The organism is Brevundimonas sp. UBA4553, assembly GCF_002387245.1.
In the GTDB taxonomy this organism is placed as follows: Bacteria; Pseudomonadota; Alphaproteobacteria; order Caulobacterales; family Caulobacteraceae; genus Brevundimonas.
Map to the genome: position 1 here is coordinate 207,883 of NZ_DGLD01000001.1, position 15,484 is coordinate 223,366.

General features: G+C 68.1%; 16 protein-coding genes. 2 read left to right on the forward strand and 14 right to left on the reverse strand.

The features are described 5' to 3' along the window. Window positions 1-5 precede the first annotated feature (5 nt). Window positions 6-1,820 (reverse strand): heparinase II/III family protein, encoded by a 1,815-nt coding sequence (locus tag B4A39_RS01030; protein WP_292032317.1) that lies wholly within the window; start codon window positions 1,818-1,820, stop codon window positions 6-8. Beyond that, window positions 1,817-2,497, reverse strand: a complete 681-nt coding sequence (rpe, locus tag B4A39_RS01035) for a ribulose-phosphate 3-epimerase (protein WP_292032319.1) — start codon at window positions 2,495-2,497, stop codon at window positions 1,817-1,819. The genes B4A39_RS01030 and rpe overlap by 4 nt, the downstream gene beginning before the upstream one ends. Window positions 2,498-2,717: 220 nt before the next feature. Here rpe and B4A39_RS01040 point away from each other — a divergent pair, with 220 nt between their 5' ends. Both B4A39_RS01040 and B4A39_RS01045 read left to right on the forward strand, forming a co-directional pair. Further along, window positions 2,718-3,134: a DUF2141 domain-containing protein gene (locus tag B4A39_RS01040; protein ID WP_292032320.1), complete on the forward strand. Its 417-nt coding sequence runs from the start codon at window positions 2,718-2,720 to the stop codon at window positions 3,132-3,134. A 24-nt stretch (window positions 3,135-3,158) separates the two neighbouring features. Beyond that, entirely contained in the window at window positions 3,159-4,622 is a 1,464-nt protein-coding gene (locus B4A39_RS01045) for a carotenoid oxygenase family protein (protein ID WP_292032323.1), read from the forward strand. A gap of 100 nt (window positions 4,623-4,722) precedes the next feature. Here the strand turns inward: B4A39_RS01045 and B4A39_RS01050 are convergent, their stop codons facing one another. The 12 genes from B4A39_RS01050 to B4A39_RS01105 form a co-directional block, all read right to left on the reverse strand. Then, complete coding sequence (locus B4A39_RS01050; RefSeq protein WP_292032325.1) at window positions 4,723-5,343, reverse strand: EipA family protein; 621 nt, start codon at window positions 5,341-5,343, stop codon at window positions 4,723-4,725. Between the two features lie 234 nt (window positions 5,344-5,577). Further along, window positions 5,578-6,129 (reverse strand): TIGR00645 family protein, encoded by a 552-nt coding sequence (locus tag B4A39_RS01055; RefSeq protein ID WP_292032327.1) that lies wholly within the window; start codon window positions 6,127-6,129, stop codon window positions 5,578-5,580. Between the two features lie 3 nt (window positions 6,130-6,132). Then, window positions 6,133-8,544 carry a phenylalanine--tRNA ligase subunit beta gene (pheT, locus tag B4A39_RS01060; RefSeq protein ID WP_292032329.1) on the reverse strand — a complete coding sequence of 804 codons (2,412 nt, stop codon included), beginning with the start codon at window positions 8,542-8,544 and terminating at the stop codon, window positions 6,133-6,135. After that, window positions 8,541-8,939, reverse strand: a complete 399-nt coding sequence (locus B4A39_RS01065; RefSeq protein ID WP_292032331.1) for a hypothetical protein — start codon at window positions 8,937-8,939, stop codon at window positions 8,541-8,543. Before B4A39_RS01065 ends, pheT begins: the two co-directional genes overlap by 4 nt. Beyond that, window positions 8,936-9,349, reverse strand: coding sequence for a hypothetical protein (locus tag B4A39_RS01070; protein ID WP_292032333.1), 414 nt, complete (start codon window positions 9,347-9,349; stop codon window positions 8,936-8,938). Before B4A39_RS01070 ends, B4A39_RS01065 begins: the two co-directional genes overlap by 4 nt. Before the next feature lie 17 nt (window positions 9,350-9,366). Further along, a complete protein-coding gene (gene pheS, locus B4A39_RS01075; RefSeq protein WP_292032335.1) occupies window positions 9,367-10,443 on the reverse strand; it encodes a phenylalanine--tRNA ligase subunit alpha in 1,077 nt (358 codons plus the stop codon). 58 nt (window positions 10,444-10,501) lie between these two features. Next, window positions 10,502-10,705: a dodecin family protein gene (locus tag B4A39_RS01080; protein WP_292032337.1), complete on the reverse strand. Its 204-nt coding sequence runs from the start codon at window positions 10,703-10,705 to the stop codon at window positions 10,502-10,504. A gap of 183 nt (window positions 10,706-10,888) precedes the next feature. After that, window positions 10,889-11,245: a 50S ribosomal protein L20 gene (gene rplT, locus B4A39_RS01085; protein WP_105562776.1), complete on the reverse strand. Its 357-nt coding sequence runs from the start codon at window positions 11,243-11,245 to the stop codon at window positions 10,889-10,891. Between the two features lie 108 nt (window positions 11,246-11,353). Then, the gene (gene rpmI / locus B4A39_RS01090) at window positions 11,354-11,551 is read right to left on the reverse strand and encodes a 50S ribosomal protein L35 (RefSeq protein WP_003166435.1); all 198 of its coding nucleotides are present in this window, start codon (window positions 11,549-11,551) and stop codon (window positions 11,354-11,356) included. Window positions 11,552-11,707: 156 nt separating this feature from the next. Further along, window positions 11,708-13,696, reverse strand: a complete 1,989-nt coding sequence (locus B4A39_RS01095; protein ID WP_292032342.1) for an alpha/beta hydrolase family protein — start codon at window positions 13,694-13,696, stop codon at window positions 11,708-11,710. A gap of 112 nt (window positions 13,697-13,808) precedes the next feature. Then, complete coding sequence (infC, locus tag B4A39_RS01100; RefSeq protein ID WP_292032344.1) at window positions 13,809-14,330, reverse strand: translation initiation factor IF-3; 522 nt, start codon at window positions 14,328-14,330, stop codon at window positions 13,809-13,811. Between the two features lie 125 nt (window positions 14,331-14,455). Then, window positions 14,456-15,421: a glycosyltransferase family 9 protein gene (locus B4A39_RS01105; protein WP_292032346.1), complete on the reverse strand. Its 966-nt coding sequence runs from the start codon at window positions 15,419-15,421 to the stop codon at window positions 14,456-14,458. Window positions 15,422-15,484: the final 63 nt, after the last annotated feature.

Consider the following 15,484-nt stretch of genomic DNA (forward strand, 5'->3'; position numbering starts at 1 on the left):
CGGCGCTAGTGCGGATCGCCAGCGGCGCCCGCCGGGCTCAGCTTCCAGCGGATCTTGGTGTCGGCGTCGGTGCGGGCGGAGCCGCGGACGACGATCTGCAAGGAGCGTCGCGTCAGGCCCTCGTCGACGTGGACGGCGGGTTCGATGGCTACGTCGGGGCCGTCGCTGCGGAACCACCAGCCGCGACCCGAATGGCCGCGCAGCAGGATGGAGCGGCGGTCGCGGGCCAGCGAGGCCTGAACGCCGGGCTCTAGCTGGAAGCGCAGGGCGTAGGGGGCGGCGATGGCGCGGGTCACGTCGGGGCGGCCTTCGGGCGGGTGCAGGCGCTCCTCGGCGCGCAGTTCGTCGAGGCGCTGATCCAGATAGAGGCGGCGCTGATGCATCAGGCCGTAACCCGGCATCCAGCCGTCGTGCTCGACCTCCAGCCAGACGGCGCCGTCGCCCTCCCGATGATCGCGGCTGACATGCAGGACCGGACCGATCAGGCGGGGGCCGAGCAACTCGGCCTTCCAGCCGGACAGGGGCTCGCCCAGGGGCTGTTCGCCGAGCGTCAGCGTCGAGGCGCCCGGCGTCAGGCGCAGGGCCTGGCGATCCAGGGCGCGGGGCGTCCATCCAGCCGAGGTGAACAGGCGGTCACGGCCGCAGACGACCTCCAGCGCCGCCGGTTGACCGCAGGCGGCGACGGACCAGGCGCCGCGCGTCGGGGCTTCGACATCGACCATGACGGTCAGCAGGGGGCTGGCGACCCGCACCAGTCCGCCGACCGCGCCGCTGGGCGGCGGGGCGGGCGTATCGTCATGGGCGCGCGCGGCAGTGACACGCTCCGGCGTGGAAGGCCCGCCGCCCTGGAAGGCGGCCAGCCGCCCATCGGGCAGGGCCAGAACGCGCAAGGCGGTCGTCAGGCGCGAGATGGCCGCAGCGACGGGTTCGGGCGTCGGTTCGGACAGTTGCGCCAGGGCGTCGTCCAGGGTCAGCAGGTCGAGGAGCAACTCCAGACCCATTTCCGGCGCACGGGCGGCGTGATGGCCGTCAGCGGCGACGGTGGCCTCCAGCGCGCCCAGCAGACGTCTGAGCGCGGCTCGGCGCAGGCCGGCCCCGGCCTTGCCCGCAAGGGCGCAGCCGGCGACAGCGGCGACGGTCAGTCGCTCGGCTCGACCCATCAACCCGCCCGGCGGACGCAGCAGCTGGCGCGCCTGGCGCGCCAGAATGTCGGTCAGGCGCAGGCGCTCTGCCTCGGTCGCCACTCCGGCCAGACGCCGACCGGCGCAGGCCAGGTGATAGGTGCGCCGCGCCAGGATGTCGGGGTCCCAGGAGAAGGGCGACCAGCGGTTGAACAGGTCGTCCCAGGCCAGCGTCAGGGCCAGGGCTTCGCGCGCGCCGCGATCGCCGTGGGCCATCATCTCGGGCATCCAGACGAAGGCGTGCAGTTCGACAGCGAAGGCGCGGCTTGGCGTGGGCCGGTTCCACAGGTCGGCGGGACCCTCGGCGTCGAGGCTCAGCCCCGCCAGGGTGAAGCGACCCGACAGCAGCGGACGCGGGGCCTCTTCGCGCAGGGGGCGGAAGTCGCGCGGGCTGACGGCGAATCCGTCGGCGCGAGCGCCCTTCAATGTCCAAGTGTAGCCGGGCAGGCCGTAAAGCTCGATCCACAGCTGGCGCGCGGCCAATTGGCCGGTGATAGCGGCCCAAAGAGCCGGGTCGGCCTTGGGACCGCCGGCGGCGCGGACCGGGGTGCGGACCGGCGCGCCCTTCAGGCCGGGGATGTGGCCCTCGGTCAGGCCGCCCTCGGCGTCACGCGGGGCGAAGGGGCCGAGGGGGCTCACGCGGCGGCGGCCTTAAGCGCCTGGATGTTGGCGGCGTAGGCGTCCGGCCCGCCCTTGAAGACGAAGGAGCCAGCGACCAGGGCGTCGGCCCCGGCGGACAGGCAGGCGCCGGCGTTGGCGGCCACAACCCCGCCGTCGACCTGAAGGTGGGCCCTGGAGCCGGCGCGGTCGAGGATGGCGCGGGCGCGCTCGATCTTCTTCAGCGAGGACTCGATGAATTTCTGACCGCCGAAGCCAGGATTGACCGACATGATCAGCACCAGATCGACCAGGTCGACGGCTTCTTCCAGAACGCTCAACGGCGTGGCCGGATTGAAGACCAGACCGGCCTTGGCGCCCAACTGGCGGATCTGGCCGAGGGTGCGGTGCACGTGGGGACCGCTTTCCGGGTGGACGCTCAGGATGTCGGCGCCTGCCTCGCGGTAGGCCTCCAGCCAGTTGTCGACCGGCGCGACCATCAGGTGCACGTCGAACGGCAGGCGGGTGTGGGGGCGCAGCGCCTTCACCACGTCCGGGCCGATGGTCAGGTTGGGCACGAAGTGGCCGTCCATGACGTCGACGTGAATCCAGTCGGCGCCCGCCGTCTCCAGCGCGCGGATTTCCTCGCCCAGCTTCGAGAAGTCGCTGGCGAGAATGGACGGGCAGATCAGCGGGGCGGTCGCGGTCTTCTGGGTCATGGTCCTGCGACTTACGGCCCCTCGACGCGGGGGGCAAGCCGGGCCGCTGACGCAGGGCCAACTGACGCTCTGGCGACAGGTGTTCACTGACGCTTCGCGAATGGTAGGACGTGGTCGTTGACGAAGGGGCGGTGGTCGAGGGCGCAAGGCCGCTGGCGAGGTTTGGCGAGGCGGCAGAGGAAGGCGAGGACTTCTTCAGCTGTCCCCGAAAGGACCCGCCATGATCCGCTCTCTCGCCGTCGCCGCCCTGCTGGCCTTCGCTGCTCCTGCTCTGGCGCAATCGGCCGACAGTCGCCTGACCCTGACCTTCGAGACGGGCGCCGAGACCGGCGCGGTCCTCGTCGCCCTCTATGACAGCGAGACGTCCTACGAGGGCGGGCAGCCGGCGCGGGTGGCCCAGGTCGATGTGGCGGCGGGCCAGCGCGAGGCGGTGTTTGACCTGCCCGCGGGGACCTACGGCATGAAGGCCGTCCACGACGTCAACGGCAACGGGAGGATGGACGTCAATCCGTTCGGCATGCCGAGCGAGCCCTTCGCCTTTTCCAATAATGCGGTGGGCAACATGGGGCCGGCGAAGTGGGACCGCGCCCGCTTCGAGGTCTCCGGCGCCACGGCCCAGACCATCCGCATCCGCTAAGCTCTGATGTTCGACGAGACCGCCATGACCCCGACCCGCCGCACCCTGTTCATGGGCGCCGCCGCGCTCGCTGCCGCCCGCGTCCTCACCCCTGACCGCGCCTATGCGGCGCAAGCCATGGCGGCGACCGCCGACTGGGCGCTGGCCACCGCCGACGTCGAGGGCGACGTGGCTGCGCAGGCGCTGCGACTGGTGCATGGCCGGGCGCCCGTTGGTCTGTCGGGCAGTCTCTATCGCAATGGCCCCGCCAAGTTCCGTCGTCCCGGCGGTTCGTCCCAGCATTGGTTCGACGGCGACGGCCTGATCCGGCGCTGGCGTATCGAAGACGGCCAAGCGTCGCTGGCGGCCCGCTTCGCCGACACGCCCAAGCGGCGTCAGGAGGCTGAGGTGGGGGCCATGCTGATGCCGGGCTTCGGCACGGTGGCGGACCCGCGCGCCCGGATCGGCTCGGCCGACGACGCCAGCCCGGCCAACACCTCGGTGCATAAGGTCGGCGGCAAGCTGTGGGCGCTGTGGGAAGCGGGCTCGCCCCTGGCCATGGATCCCGAGACTCTGGCGACGGAAGACTTCGTCACCCTGCGTCCTGACCTGAAGAACATGCCCTTCCTGGCTCATCCGCGCATTGAGCCGGACGGCCGCATCTGGAACCTGGGCGTCAGTGGACGTCAGGCCATGGTCTGGCGCCTGGCTGCGAATGGAACGCTGGAGGCCGCCGAGCTGATCGCTCTGCCGCGCGCCAGCTATGTTCATGACTTCAGCGCCACGGCTCGGCATCTGGTCATCGTGCTGCAGCCCTGGGTGCATACACGCAACATCATGCCGATCTCGGCGGCCTTTGAATGGACGCCTCAGGCCGGGACCCAGATTCTGGTGATCGACAAGGCCGACCTGAGCCAGCGTCGGATCTATGAACTGCCGCCCTTTGGCTTCTTCCACGCAGGCGACGCCTGGGAGGACGCGGACGGCACGATCCGCCTCGACCTTTGCACCCACAAGGATATGAATTTCGCTGCGCGCGGCGCCCATGAGGTGCTGAACGGCGTGCCCCTGGGCCACGACCCCGCCGAACTGGCCATGGTGGTGCTGGAGCCGAACGGCCGCGGACGGCTGGAGCGGACCGGGGTGGTCGGCGAGTTCCCGCGCAGCGACCCGCGCCGCGCCGGCTTGGCCCGCCGGTTCAGCCTGCACACCACGGGCGAGCGCGCCGATCGGCCTCTGGCCTCGGCGGTGGCGGTGACGGACTGGACCTCAGGCCGCACGCGGTCCTTTGACTTCGGCCCCGGCCATGTCACCGACGAGATGGTCTATGTGCCTAAGCCTGGCGGGACGCACGAGGCCGACGCCTGGCTGGTCGGTCCCACCATCAACCTGAAGGCGGGGGTCAGCGAACTGCACGTTCTGGACCTGATGCACGTCGAGGACGGCCCCGTCGCCACCTGGCGCGCCGATGTGGCCCTGCCGGCGGCGTTTCATGGGAACTGGGTGTGACCGCGAGATCGTTGGCTGGAAGGGCTCTTTCGCCCGAGCCGCCCCCAGAAAACGTCGGTTAGGCCGCGAGTCGCCGCGCGGCGAGCGCTCTTCCTTTGGGTTAGAAGGGAAGAATGTTCCGCTGGCGGCTGTAGCTCATGGTGCCGACGTTGGCGCCCAGGCGCAGGCCGACGCCGGTGCGGATGGGGGCCAGGACGATGCCGTCGGCGCGCTGGTAGTTCACCCCCAGGCCGGCGACCAGATAGGCCGAGCCCTCGACGCCGGGATAGCGGCGATAGAGCATGTCGGGGTGATAGAGGCCGTAGACCAGGGTGAAGACCCGGCTGGCGTTGCCGCCCACGTCCCAGCCGACCGAAGCCCCTTGCCAGAACACTTCCTGCGAGGCCGACAGGTCCTTCATGTGCAGGGCCCCGCGGCCGTAGCGCACGCCCACCACGGCGGCCCCGGCGGCTTCCTCGCCGGCGATATAGGCGGTCGGGCGGTCGCCCTGCTCGGCGAAGATGCGCTCGATGGCGGCGCCCATGCCTTCGGCGGCGATGCCCATCTCGCGCGAACCGGCGGCCACCAGCTCGTCAAAGGTATAGGCCTGGGCTGTCTGGTCCGAAGCGATCGGATAGTTGGGATCGACCGGCTGGCGGGTAGCGCAGGCGCCGAGGCCCACAGGCAGGGCGCCGGCGGCGGCGAGACCCAGGCTGGAACGGATCAGTTGGCGGCGATGCATGTCGAGGCTCCTGACAGAGGACGGTGCGCCCATCATCGCGGGCTTGCCTTACCGTCCGTGTCTTTTGCGGCAGCCTTGCGGCTTTAAGGTTAACCGAACCTTGCCTGGCCCTATTCGGGGACGCACCGCGCGATCAAGCCTTTGTCAGTTGCCCAAAGGACGCCCCACATCACGGCCTCGAGTAGCGCGAAGCGCGGTAGGCCCCCAAGCAAGAACAAACACAGAAGCTTCGCTTCAGTGTTTGTCGGTCTTGGCCGCGACCCAGTCCATGACCGCGAGCAGCACGCCCGAGGCCACGAAGGTCAGGTGGATAATCACCGCCCACATCAGGCCCGCCTCGTCCAGCGGAACGCCCGGCTTGCCGATATTCATGAAGCTCTTGAGCAGATAGATGGCCGAGATCGCCACGATGGAGGCGATCAGCTTCATCTTCAGGCCAGAGAAGTCCACCGTGCCCATCCACGGCGGACGGTCGACGTGATCCTCGTCCAGATCAAGCTTGGAGACGAAGTTCTCGTAGCCGGAGTAGATGACGATCAGCAGCAGGTTTCCCGCCAGCGACAGGTCCACCAGGCTGAGGATGGCCAGGATGGCGCCGTCCGACTTCATGTGGCCTTCGCCCATGACGAAGGCCTGCGGCACGTAATAGATCAGCTCGCGCACGAAGACGACGAGCAGCATGACCAGGGCCAGCACCAGACCCAGGTAGAAGGGAGCCATCAGCCAGCGGGCGCGGAACAGGCTGCGTTCGAACTGCACCTCGGCCCAGGGTTTCTTGTCCGCCATCGATCAGCTCCGCAGAACCGCGCCGGCCTTGGCGGCGGCGGCGACGACCTTGGCGCTCAGGGCTTCGATTTCGGCCTCGGTCAGAGTAGCGGCGCGCGGCTGGATCTCGACCTCGAGTGCGACCGACTTCTGGCCTTCCGGCACGCCCTGCCCGCGATAGACGTCGAAGACGCGCACCTCGGCGATCAGGGCCTTGTCCGCGCCGACGACGGCGCGGGTCAGGTCGCCGACCGCCCTGGCCTCGTCCAGCAGGAAGGCGAAGTCGCGGCTGAGCGGCATCAGGTTCGGCAGGTCCGCCGCGCCACGGGCCTTGCCGCCCTTCTGGCCGCGCGGTTCAGGCACGGCGTCCAGAATGACCTCGAAGGCCAGCATGGGACCGTCCGCATCCATGGCCTTGAGCACGCGGGGGTGCAGTTCGCCGAACTCGACGATGACGTTCTTGGGTCCCAACTGCAGACGGGCCGAACGACCCGGATGCCACCAGCCCTGGTTCGAACCCTGGACCAGTTGCAGCGATCCGACTGGCGCGCCGATCTCTTCCAGCAGGGCGAAGAGGTCGCCCTTGAGACCGAACAGAGGGTCGTCGCCCGTCCCGCCCCAGTGCCGGTCGGCGTGGGGCGCGACCAGGCCCGCGATGGCCATGCGTTGGCCGTTCGGCTGATCGTTCAGATAGATTGGGCCGACCTCGAACAGGGCCGCATCGGCGTGGCCGCGCGCGGCGTTGCGCGCCGCCGCCTGGACCAGGTTGGGCAGGACCGACGGCCGCATGCAGTCGAGGTCCGCCGCGATGGGGTTCTCCAGCACCAGCCGCTCATCGCCGCCGCCGAACAGGGCCGCGGTCGATTGCCGGGTGAAGGACCAGGTCACGGCCTCGGCGTAACCCAGGCTGGCCAGGGCGCGACGCGCGACGCGGACGCGCGCCTGACGCGGGCTGAGAACGCCCTGCGCCTTGCGGGCGACCTCGGGCAGGGGCGTGTGCGGCAGGGAGTCGAAACCCTCGATGCGCGCCACCTCCTCGACCAGATCGGCGGCCCCTTCGACATCGCGGCGCCACGACGGCGGCACCACGGTCCAGGGCGACCCGCGCATTACGGTGAAACCCAGCGCGGTCAGGATCTCGAAAATGCGGTCGTCGGTCAGGCTCAAACCCGACAGGCGCTGCACATAGGCCGGGTCGAAGGCGAAGCCGACGGGCGCAGCCGGCGCCTCGCCCGTCACCACGATCTCGGACGGCTCGCCGCCGCAGAGATCAAGGATCAACCGCGTGGCCAGTTCCAGACCCGGAACGACCGACGCCGTGTCCACGCCGCGCGCGAAACGATACTGGGCGTCCGAACTGATCCCCAGTGCGCGACCCGTCTGGGCGATAGCCAGCGGCTCGAACCAGGCGCTCTCGACAAAGACGTCGATCGTCTCGTCAGAGCAGCCCGTGCTTTCGCCGCCCATGACGCCGCCGAGACCAATCGGGCGCTCGCCCTCGGCGTCAGCGATCACGCAGTCGGAGGACGAGGCGGCGTAGGTCTTGCCGTCCAGGGCGATCAGGTGCTCGGGCTCGCCAGTGTCCTGCGCCGTCAGCCCGGCGCGCACGACGATCGTCTGTCCCGACAGCTTGGCCAGGTCATAGACATGCAGCGGCCGCGCCCGATCGTAGGAGATCAGGTTGGTGATATCGACGAGGCGGTTGATCGACCGCAGGCCGATCGCCGTCAGGCGATGCTGCAGCCAGGCCGGCGACGGGCCGTTCTGCACGCCGCGAATGACACGGCCGGCGAAGACCGGGCACAGGTGGGGCGCATCGATCCGCACGGCGACGGGCGAGGCGAAACCGCCCGCGACCGGCTGAATGTCCGGCGTCGTCAGCGCGCCCAGCCCCGTGGCGGCCAGGTCCCGCGCGATGCCCGACACGCCCAGCCAGTCGGGCCGGTTCGGCGTCACCTCGAAGTCGATCACCGGCTCGGCGCCGAAGACGCCGGCGGCGGGCAAGCCCACCTGCAGGTCGTCGCTCAGCTCCAGAATGCCGTCGCTGTCGTCCGCCAGCTCCAGCTCGGAGCCCGAGCACAGCATGCCGTTCGACACCACGCCGCGCACGGGCTTCTCCACCAGGGTCACGCCCAGGCCGGGCACATAGGCGCCGATGGGGGCGTAGATGGTGGTCAGGCCAGCCCGCGCGTTCGGGGCGCCGCAGACGATTTCCTTGCGGCCGTCCACCGTGTCCACCTGGCAGACCTGCAAACGGTCGGCGTTGGGGTGGCGCTCGGCCGAGACGATCCTGGCGACGGTGAAGGGAGCCAGGGCCGCGATGGGGTCATGGACCTCTTCGACCTCCAGTCCCGCCATGGTCATGGCGGCGGCGACCTGATCGACCTCGGCGGCCGTGTCGAGATGTTCCTTCAGCCAGGAAAGCGTGAACTTCATTGGCCTGCCCCGCCGCCGATAGCCCGGGCCATATCGTCCAGGAAGGCCGGCGCGCCGGTGAAGCCCACGCCGACGAAGCGGCAGTTGACGAACTGGCAGTTCCTGAAGGCGATTGGACCCACGACGCGCGAGGCGCCCTGCGGCGCCAGCATCAGGCTGCGCGGGTCGCCTTGGGCGTCGCCCAGGTCGCAGCCGTCGAAACTGCACCCTTCGATCGGCAGGATCACGGCCGGCCCCTCGAACAGGCAGCCCTCGAAGCGCCGCTCCGAGATCAACTGGGAGCCCGTGCGCACGTTCTCGATGAAGAGCTGCGGCAGCCAGATATTGATCTGGGTGTAGACCGGGCCGGGGCCGAGCGGCTCAAGCGTCAGGGGAGCGGTCGCAGCCTCGGTCATGCCTGGGCCGCCTCGGCGCGCGCGCTGCGCAGGTCCTGCTCAATCTGATCCAGCATTTCACGCGCGCCCGTGAAGGCCACCTGGACGAAGCGGCAGCGCACGAAGCGGCAGTTGGACATGCCGACGGCGCCCGCGATCATATCGCCGCGCGGGTCGAGCAGCAGGGTCCGGGGGTCCTCGGCGACGCCCATGTTGCAGGTGTCGAAACTGGTGCCGGTCATGACCGCCATCACCGCCGGCCCTTCGATCAGGCACTCGGTGAAGGTCTTGCCGTCGATGACGGTTTGACCGGCGTTCATGTGATGCACCGCCAGGGAGGGCAGCCAGACAGCCTCCTTCTCGAAGGTCGTGCGGGCGACCAGTTCGCGGCCGAACTTCTCTTCGGGGGACATCGGGGTCTGATCGGTCATATCTATACTCTCGAAAATCAGCTGAGGCCGCTGGCCGGGTTGGGCGCGGCGAAGGCGGAGAAGCCGTAGTGCGCCAGCCAGCGCGTATCGGCGTCGAACATGGGCCGCAGGTCGGAGACGCCGTACTTCAGCATGGCCAGGCGATCGACGCCCATACCGAAGGCGAAGCCCTGATACTCATCCGGATCGATACCGCAGTTGCGCAGCACGTTCGGGTGAACCATGCCGCAGCCGAGGATTTCGAGCCAGTCATCGCCTTCGTTCAAGGTCAGCTTGCCGCCCGAACGGTCGCAACGGATGTCCATCTCGGCCGAGGGCTCGGTGAAGGGGAAGTGGTGCGGGCGGAAGCGGGCGTTGACGTCCTCCAGTTCGAAGAAGCGGGCGATGAAGGTCTCCAGCGTCGTCTTCAGATGGCCCATATGGATGTCGCGGTCGATCACCAGACCCTCGATCTGGTGGAACATCGGCGTGTGGGTGGCGTCGGAATCCTTACGGAAGGTGCGGCCCGGCGCGATGATGCGGATCGGCGGCTTCTGCGACATCATGGTTCGCACCTGCACCGGGCTGGTGTGGGTGCGCAGGACCTTGCGCTCGCCTGTCTCGGGGTCGGGCTTCAGGAAGAAGGTGTCGTGCATTTCCCGCGCCGGATGCTTGGGCGGGAAGTTCAGCGCGGTGAAGTTGTGGAAGTCGTCCTCGATGTCAGGGCCCTCGGCCACGGCGAAGCCCATCTCGGCGAACAGGGCGATCATCTCGTCCATGACCTGCATGGTCGGGTGCACCCCGCCCTTGCGACGCGGACGGCTGGGCAGGGTCAGATCGACGCGTTCGGCCAGCAGCCGGGCGTCCAGTTCCGCAGCCTCAAGCTCGGCCTTCCGCGCGGCGATGCCCGTGCTGACCCGGTCCCGCAGGCCGTTGATGATCGGCCCCTGTTCACGGCGTTCATCGGGGCTGAGCGCGCCCATGCCCTTGAGCAAGGCGGAGACGGTCCCGGTCTTGCCGAGTGCGGCGACGCGCACCTCTTCGATCGCTGCGACGCTTGAGGCCGCTCCGATGGCGTTGATCAGGTCGAGTTCTAGCTGGGCGAGATCGGTCATGGTCCGCAGCGTCTAGCCCGACATGGCCGTCACGCAAAGCCTTCAGCGTCGATCAGGCTCAGTCGGCGAGAACGAACGTGACCTTCATGTTGACCCGGTATTCGGCGATCTGACCGTTGCGGACCACGACCTTCTGATCCTGGATCCAGGCTCCTTCGACGTGACGGAGGGTCTTGTCTGCGCGAGCTACGCCCTGGGCGACAGCGTCATCGAAGCTGACGGTGGACGATGCGGTGATTTCGGTGACGCGGGCGACGGACATGGACCAAGCCTCCTGAACCGCCGGCTCGCCATTCGAGCCGGCCGCCGAACCAACGTCCCACCCGCCCAAAAGTCAGGCTGAGCCATGAAAAACGCCCGCCCCGGCGAACGGGACGGGCGTTTTTGTCTTTTGGCGCTAGCGCTCAGCCCGCGGGGCTGAACGGCTTGAGCGCAGTCGCGAGACTTAGGCGGCCAGAGCGGCGCGGACCTTCTCGGCGATGGCCTTGAAGCTGGCTTCGTCGGCGGCGATCGTCGACAGGACCTTGCGGTCCAGCACGATGCCGGCCTTGTCCAGACCATGGATGAACTGCGAGTAGGTGAAGCCTTCCAGACGGGCGGCGGCGTTGATGCGCTGGATCCACAGGGCGCGGAACGAACGCTTCTTGTTGCGACGGTCGCGGTAGGCGTACTGGCCGGCGCGGTCGACAGCGGCCTTGGCCGTACGGATCGTATTCTTGCGGCGGCCGTAGAAGCCCTTGGCCTGCTTCAGAACCTTCTTGTGCTTGGCGTGGGACGTAACGCCCCGTTTGACGCGTGCCATTTTGTTTTTCCCTTCGGGAAGTCCCTAGCGCCCGGCCCGTCGGGCCTCGCTGCTTGAGGGACTTAGTTCAAATTCAGATGCGTGAGAGATCAGTCTTGCGTGCGCCGATCAGGCGTACGGCATGTAGGACTTGATCTTCTTGGCGTCGGCGTCGGCCATGACCGAGGTGCCGCGGTTCTGGCGGATGTACTTGGAGTTGTGGCTGATCAAGCGGTGACGCTTGCCCGCAACGCCAGCTTTCACCTTGCCGGTCGCCGTGAATTTGAAGCGCTTCTTGGCGCCAGACTTCGTCTTCAGTTTCGGCATTTTCACTCTCTCTATTTTAGTGGGCTACCGCTCTTCGAGCTGCATGAGCCCGTAGTGCGGAGCTGAAACGAACGGCCCAGGCATGCCTGTTAGCCCGGCTGTTCGGTACGCGAAGGCGCGGCTTGTACGCCGAACGCCGTCGCGAGGCAAGCGGAGTCACTGCGCCGTCGGTTTCAACTCGACGGGGTTGTTGGCTTCGAGGAAGCGCACCGTTTCACGCAGCATCTGCTGGCGGGTGTCGGCGCGCGACAACCAATGGTCCTCGCCCGGCAGTTCGACCAACTCCACCGCCTTGCCCGCGCTGCGCAGGGCCTGGGCCATGACCCGGCTTTGCTCAATCGGAACCACGGTGTCGTCCTTGCCATGGAGCAGCAGCAGGGGGCGATCCACTGTCTCGGCCAGCAGCGCGGGCGACAAGGCGTCCAGCGCCCGGTCGTTCAGCCGCGCCGCGCCCATGAACCGGTTCCAGTAACGGACGGTCTGGCTGTTCCGCTGGGCTTGCTGGCGAGCTTCCCAGTTCACCATTCGGCGTAGATCCGACACGCCGCTGACGGAGACGCCGCAGCGATAGACCGCCTTGTCGAGCGTCAGGCCAGCCATGGCCGCATACCCCCCGTAGCTGGCCCCGACGATACAGACCCGATCGGGGTCGGCGATCCCTTCGGCGGCCAGCCAGCGCACCCCGTCGGACAGGTCCGTCTGCATCTTGCGGCCCCACTCGCCATAGCCAGCTTCGAGGAACGCCCGCCCATATCCGGTGGAACCCCGGAAGTTGGCTTGCAGGACGGCGTAGCCCCGCGACGCGAGCGCCTGGGCCCAGTAGTCGAACCCGGCGGCGTCGCGCGCGGCCGGCCCGCCGTGGGCCAGAACGACCAGGGGCAGGCCTGACGGCGTCTCCATCCCCGGCGGCAGCGTCAGGTAGCCGTGAATCTCCAGCCCGTCGGCCGCCGGATAGCGGATCGAGCGCATGACGCCGACCTGCTCCGCCGGAATGGCCGCATAGGCCTCGGCCACCACCGTGGCGCGGCCCGTCTCGAAGTCGACAAGCTGATAAATCCCGGACTCCCCGACATCAATGAAGACGAGAATTTGCGTCAGGTCGTCGTTCCACGACACCAGACGCGGCGCCTTGTCTGGGAAGGCCCGCTCGATGGCGCGCCACCGCCGGGCCGCGGTCGCTTCCGTGAATTCATAGCGAACGCCCAGGTCCTCGGTTCGTCCCGCGCCGATCAGCAGGCGCGTTTCGGGGTGATGGACCAGAAAGCCGGGATGCCGCTCAAACGGCAGGCGGGTCCATTCTCCCGTGTCGACATTCACTTCGAACAGTTCATGGCCCGTCTCCGAGTCGGCGTCCTCGACCGCGAGGTCGGGTCGCACGGCGCTGATCACGATGGTGCGCGGCGTCCGGCCCATGCCGACAAGCCCCGGGGTGTCGACCGGGGCGTCGACGCCCCAGACCTCGCGGTAACGGTTGCTGTCTGGCAGGCGCAAGGACCATCGCCCGCTGTGTTCGACATAATGGGCGATGGCGATGACCTCGCCCTGTCCGTCCAGCACATAGTCGGTCGTATCCCGATCCATGGCCACGACGGCGCGGCCCCGCCCGGTCCTGAGGTCGACCCTGTGCAGATTGATCTGTCCGTTGGCGATGTTGACGCCGCGCGCGAACAGGGCGGACCCCTGCGACGTCTGACGAACGGAGGCCCCGCCGTAGAGGACGCCCAGCACGTCGGGGGTATTGTTAAGGACGTGAACCAGCTTCTGCGTCTCCAGGTCCAGGACCATTCCGTAGAAGAGTTCCGAGCGCGGCACGCCCAGCGTCGGAATGGACTGGGTCTGGGATGAGATGATCAGAACCTTGGTCTCGCCGACCCAGCGCAGATCACGCACCTTGGCGTCGCCGATCGAGGCGGCGAAGAGATGCTCTCCCGTCTCGATGCGCGTGACGGCGAGGCCCCGAGTCTCTCCGGCCACCACCACTCGAGCGATCAGTTCGCCGCTCGGCGACAACTGCATGTGATCAATGGCCGGCGCGGCGCCGTAGATGTCCAGCGACGGAGTCTGGGCCTCGACCCCGCCTGTTGTCGCCCCGGCCATGACAATGGCCAACGCCAGGGCGAACGCCCGCAATCCCAACCCCGACATTCCCGTTCCCCCGAACCGTGATGTTGAAAACCTCCGGTATTCTGGATGCACGGACAAAGACAAGAAAAAGCCCCGGTCGGAGACCGGGGCTTTTCTGATGAGCGATGGGGCCTTAGCGCGGCGCCAGGATCATGATCATCTGGCGGCCTTCCATACGCGGCGCGTATTCGACCTTGGCGACCTCGTCGAAGTCCGCCTGCACCTTGTTGAGCAGCTTCATGCCCAGTTCCGGGTGCGCCATCTCGCGGCCACGGAAGCGCAGGGTCACCTTGACCTTGTCGCCTTCGTCGAAGAAGCGGTGCATCGCCTTGGCCTTGACGTCGTAGTCATGGGTGTCGATGTTCGGACGGAGCTTGATTTCCTTGAGCTCGACGACCTTCTGACGCTTGCGCGCCTCAGCCTTCTTCTTCTGCTCCTGAAAACGATGCTTGCCGTAGTCCAGGATCTTGCAGACCGGGGTCTCGGTGTTGCCGACGATCTGGACGAGGTCCAGACCCGCCTCTTCAGCGGCTTCCAGCGCGGCCGACAGCGGCATGACGCCCTGCTTTTCGCCGTTCTGATCGATCAGCAGCACGCGCGGCGCACGGATTTCCTGGTTGATGGGCGGCCCGTCCTTGACGGGCGGCGCTTGCATGGGACGGCGAATGGGCGTCGTTTCCTTATGTGGTCAGAAGACAGGCGATAATCTCGCAGGGCTCAGCGCGCGACAGAGGCGGCGCGTTCCCGGCTGCGGGAATATGACGACTGAAGCCCTATAATTCAAGGCTCGTCGGGGTTTGCGCCGCCGATGAAGGCGTCGTGAAGCGCCAGGACCCCTTCAAAGACGTGGTCGACGGTCAAGTCCTCGATGGGGGCGAACTGGCCGCGCGTCTCGTTGGAGGCGACCGTGCGGGTCTTTGCGCCCCACGGCCCGTAGAGCCACCATTCGGTGGGCCCGAACAGGCCCAGCGTAGGCCGGCCGAGGGCCGCCGACACGTGCATCAGGCCGGAGTCGTTGCCGACAAACAGGGCCGCGCGATCAATGGCGGCGGCCGAGCACAGGATGTCGCCCTTGCCCACGCAGTCGATGGCGCGGTCGCCGGCGGCTTGCAGAGCCGGCGTCGCGGGCGGACGGTCGCCCGGCCCGCCGACGGGCATGAAGCGCCAGCCGTCGAAGCGGGGCTCGGCCTTCAGCTTCTCGACCAGCTGGCCCCAGCGATCGGCGGGCCACGACTTGCCAGGCTGGTGGGCGATGGGCGCCAGGGCGACGATCGGCCCGGGTCCGGCGCCGCCCGCCAGTTGCGGATCGATAACGGCGGCGGCCTCGGCGCGGGCCTGATCATCGAGCCAGATTTCCGGGTCCAGCGACGTCGCCGAACCCATCAGGCGCGACACCATCTCGACCTTGCGCAGGCCGGTTTCCCAGCGGCGATTATAGACGATGCGGCGCCGGGCGGGGATCAGCCAGGCCAGGGCCGAACCGCGAATATCGACGATTAGATCCCACTTCGTCCCGCGCACCTGTTTCCACAGATCGACCCAGTGTCCGGCGGCCTTCTTCTTGTCGAGAACGATGACCCGCTCGACGTTTGGCGCCGAACGGAAGAAGGGGGCGGGCGGTCGGCCGCAGGCCACCGTGATCTGCACGCCCGGGAGCTGGCGCGCGATCTCGCGGATCACGCCCGACGAAATGACGCAGTCGCCGATCCGGTTCGAGGAGACGAAGAGGGCTTTGGGTGCGGTCAAGCGGGGCTCTCGCGGCCTGTGAACAATCGCCGTCTCTGCTAAAGCCATTCCGCCCCGAATGAC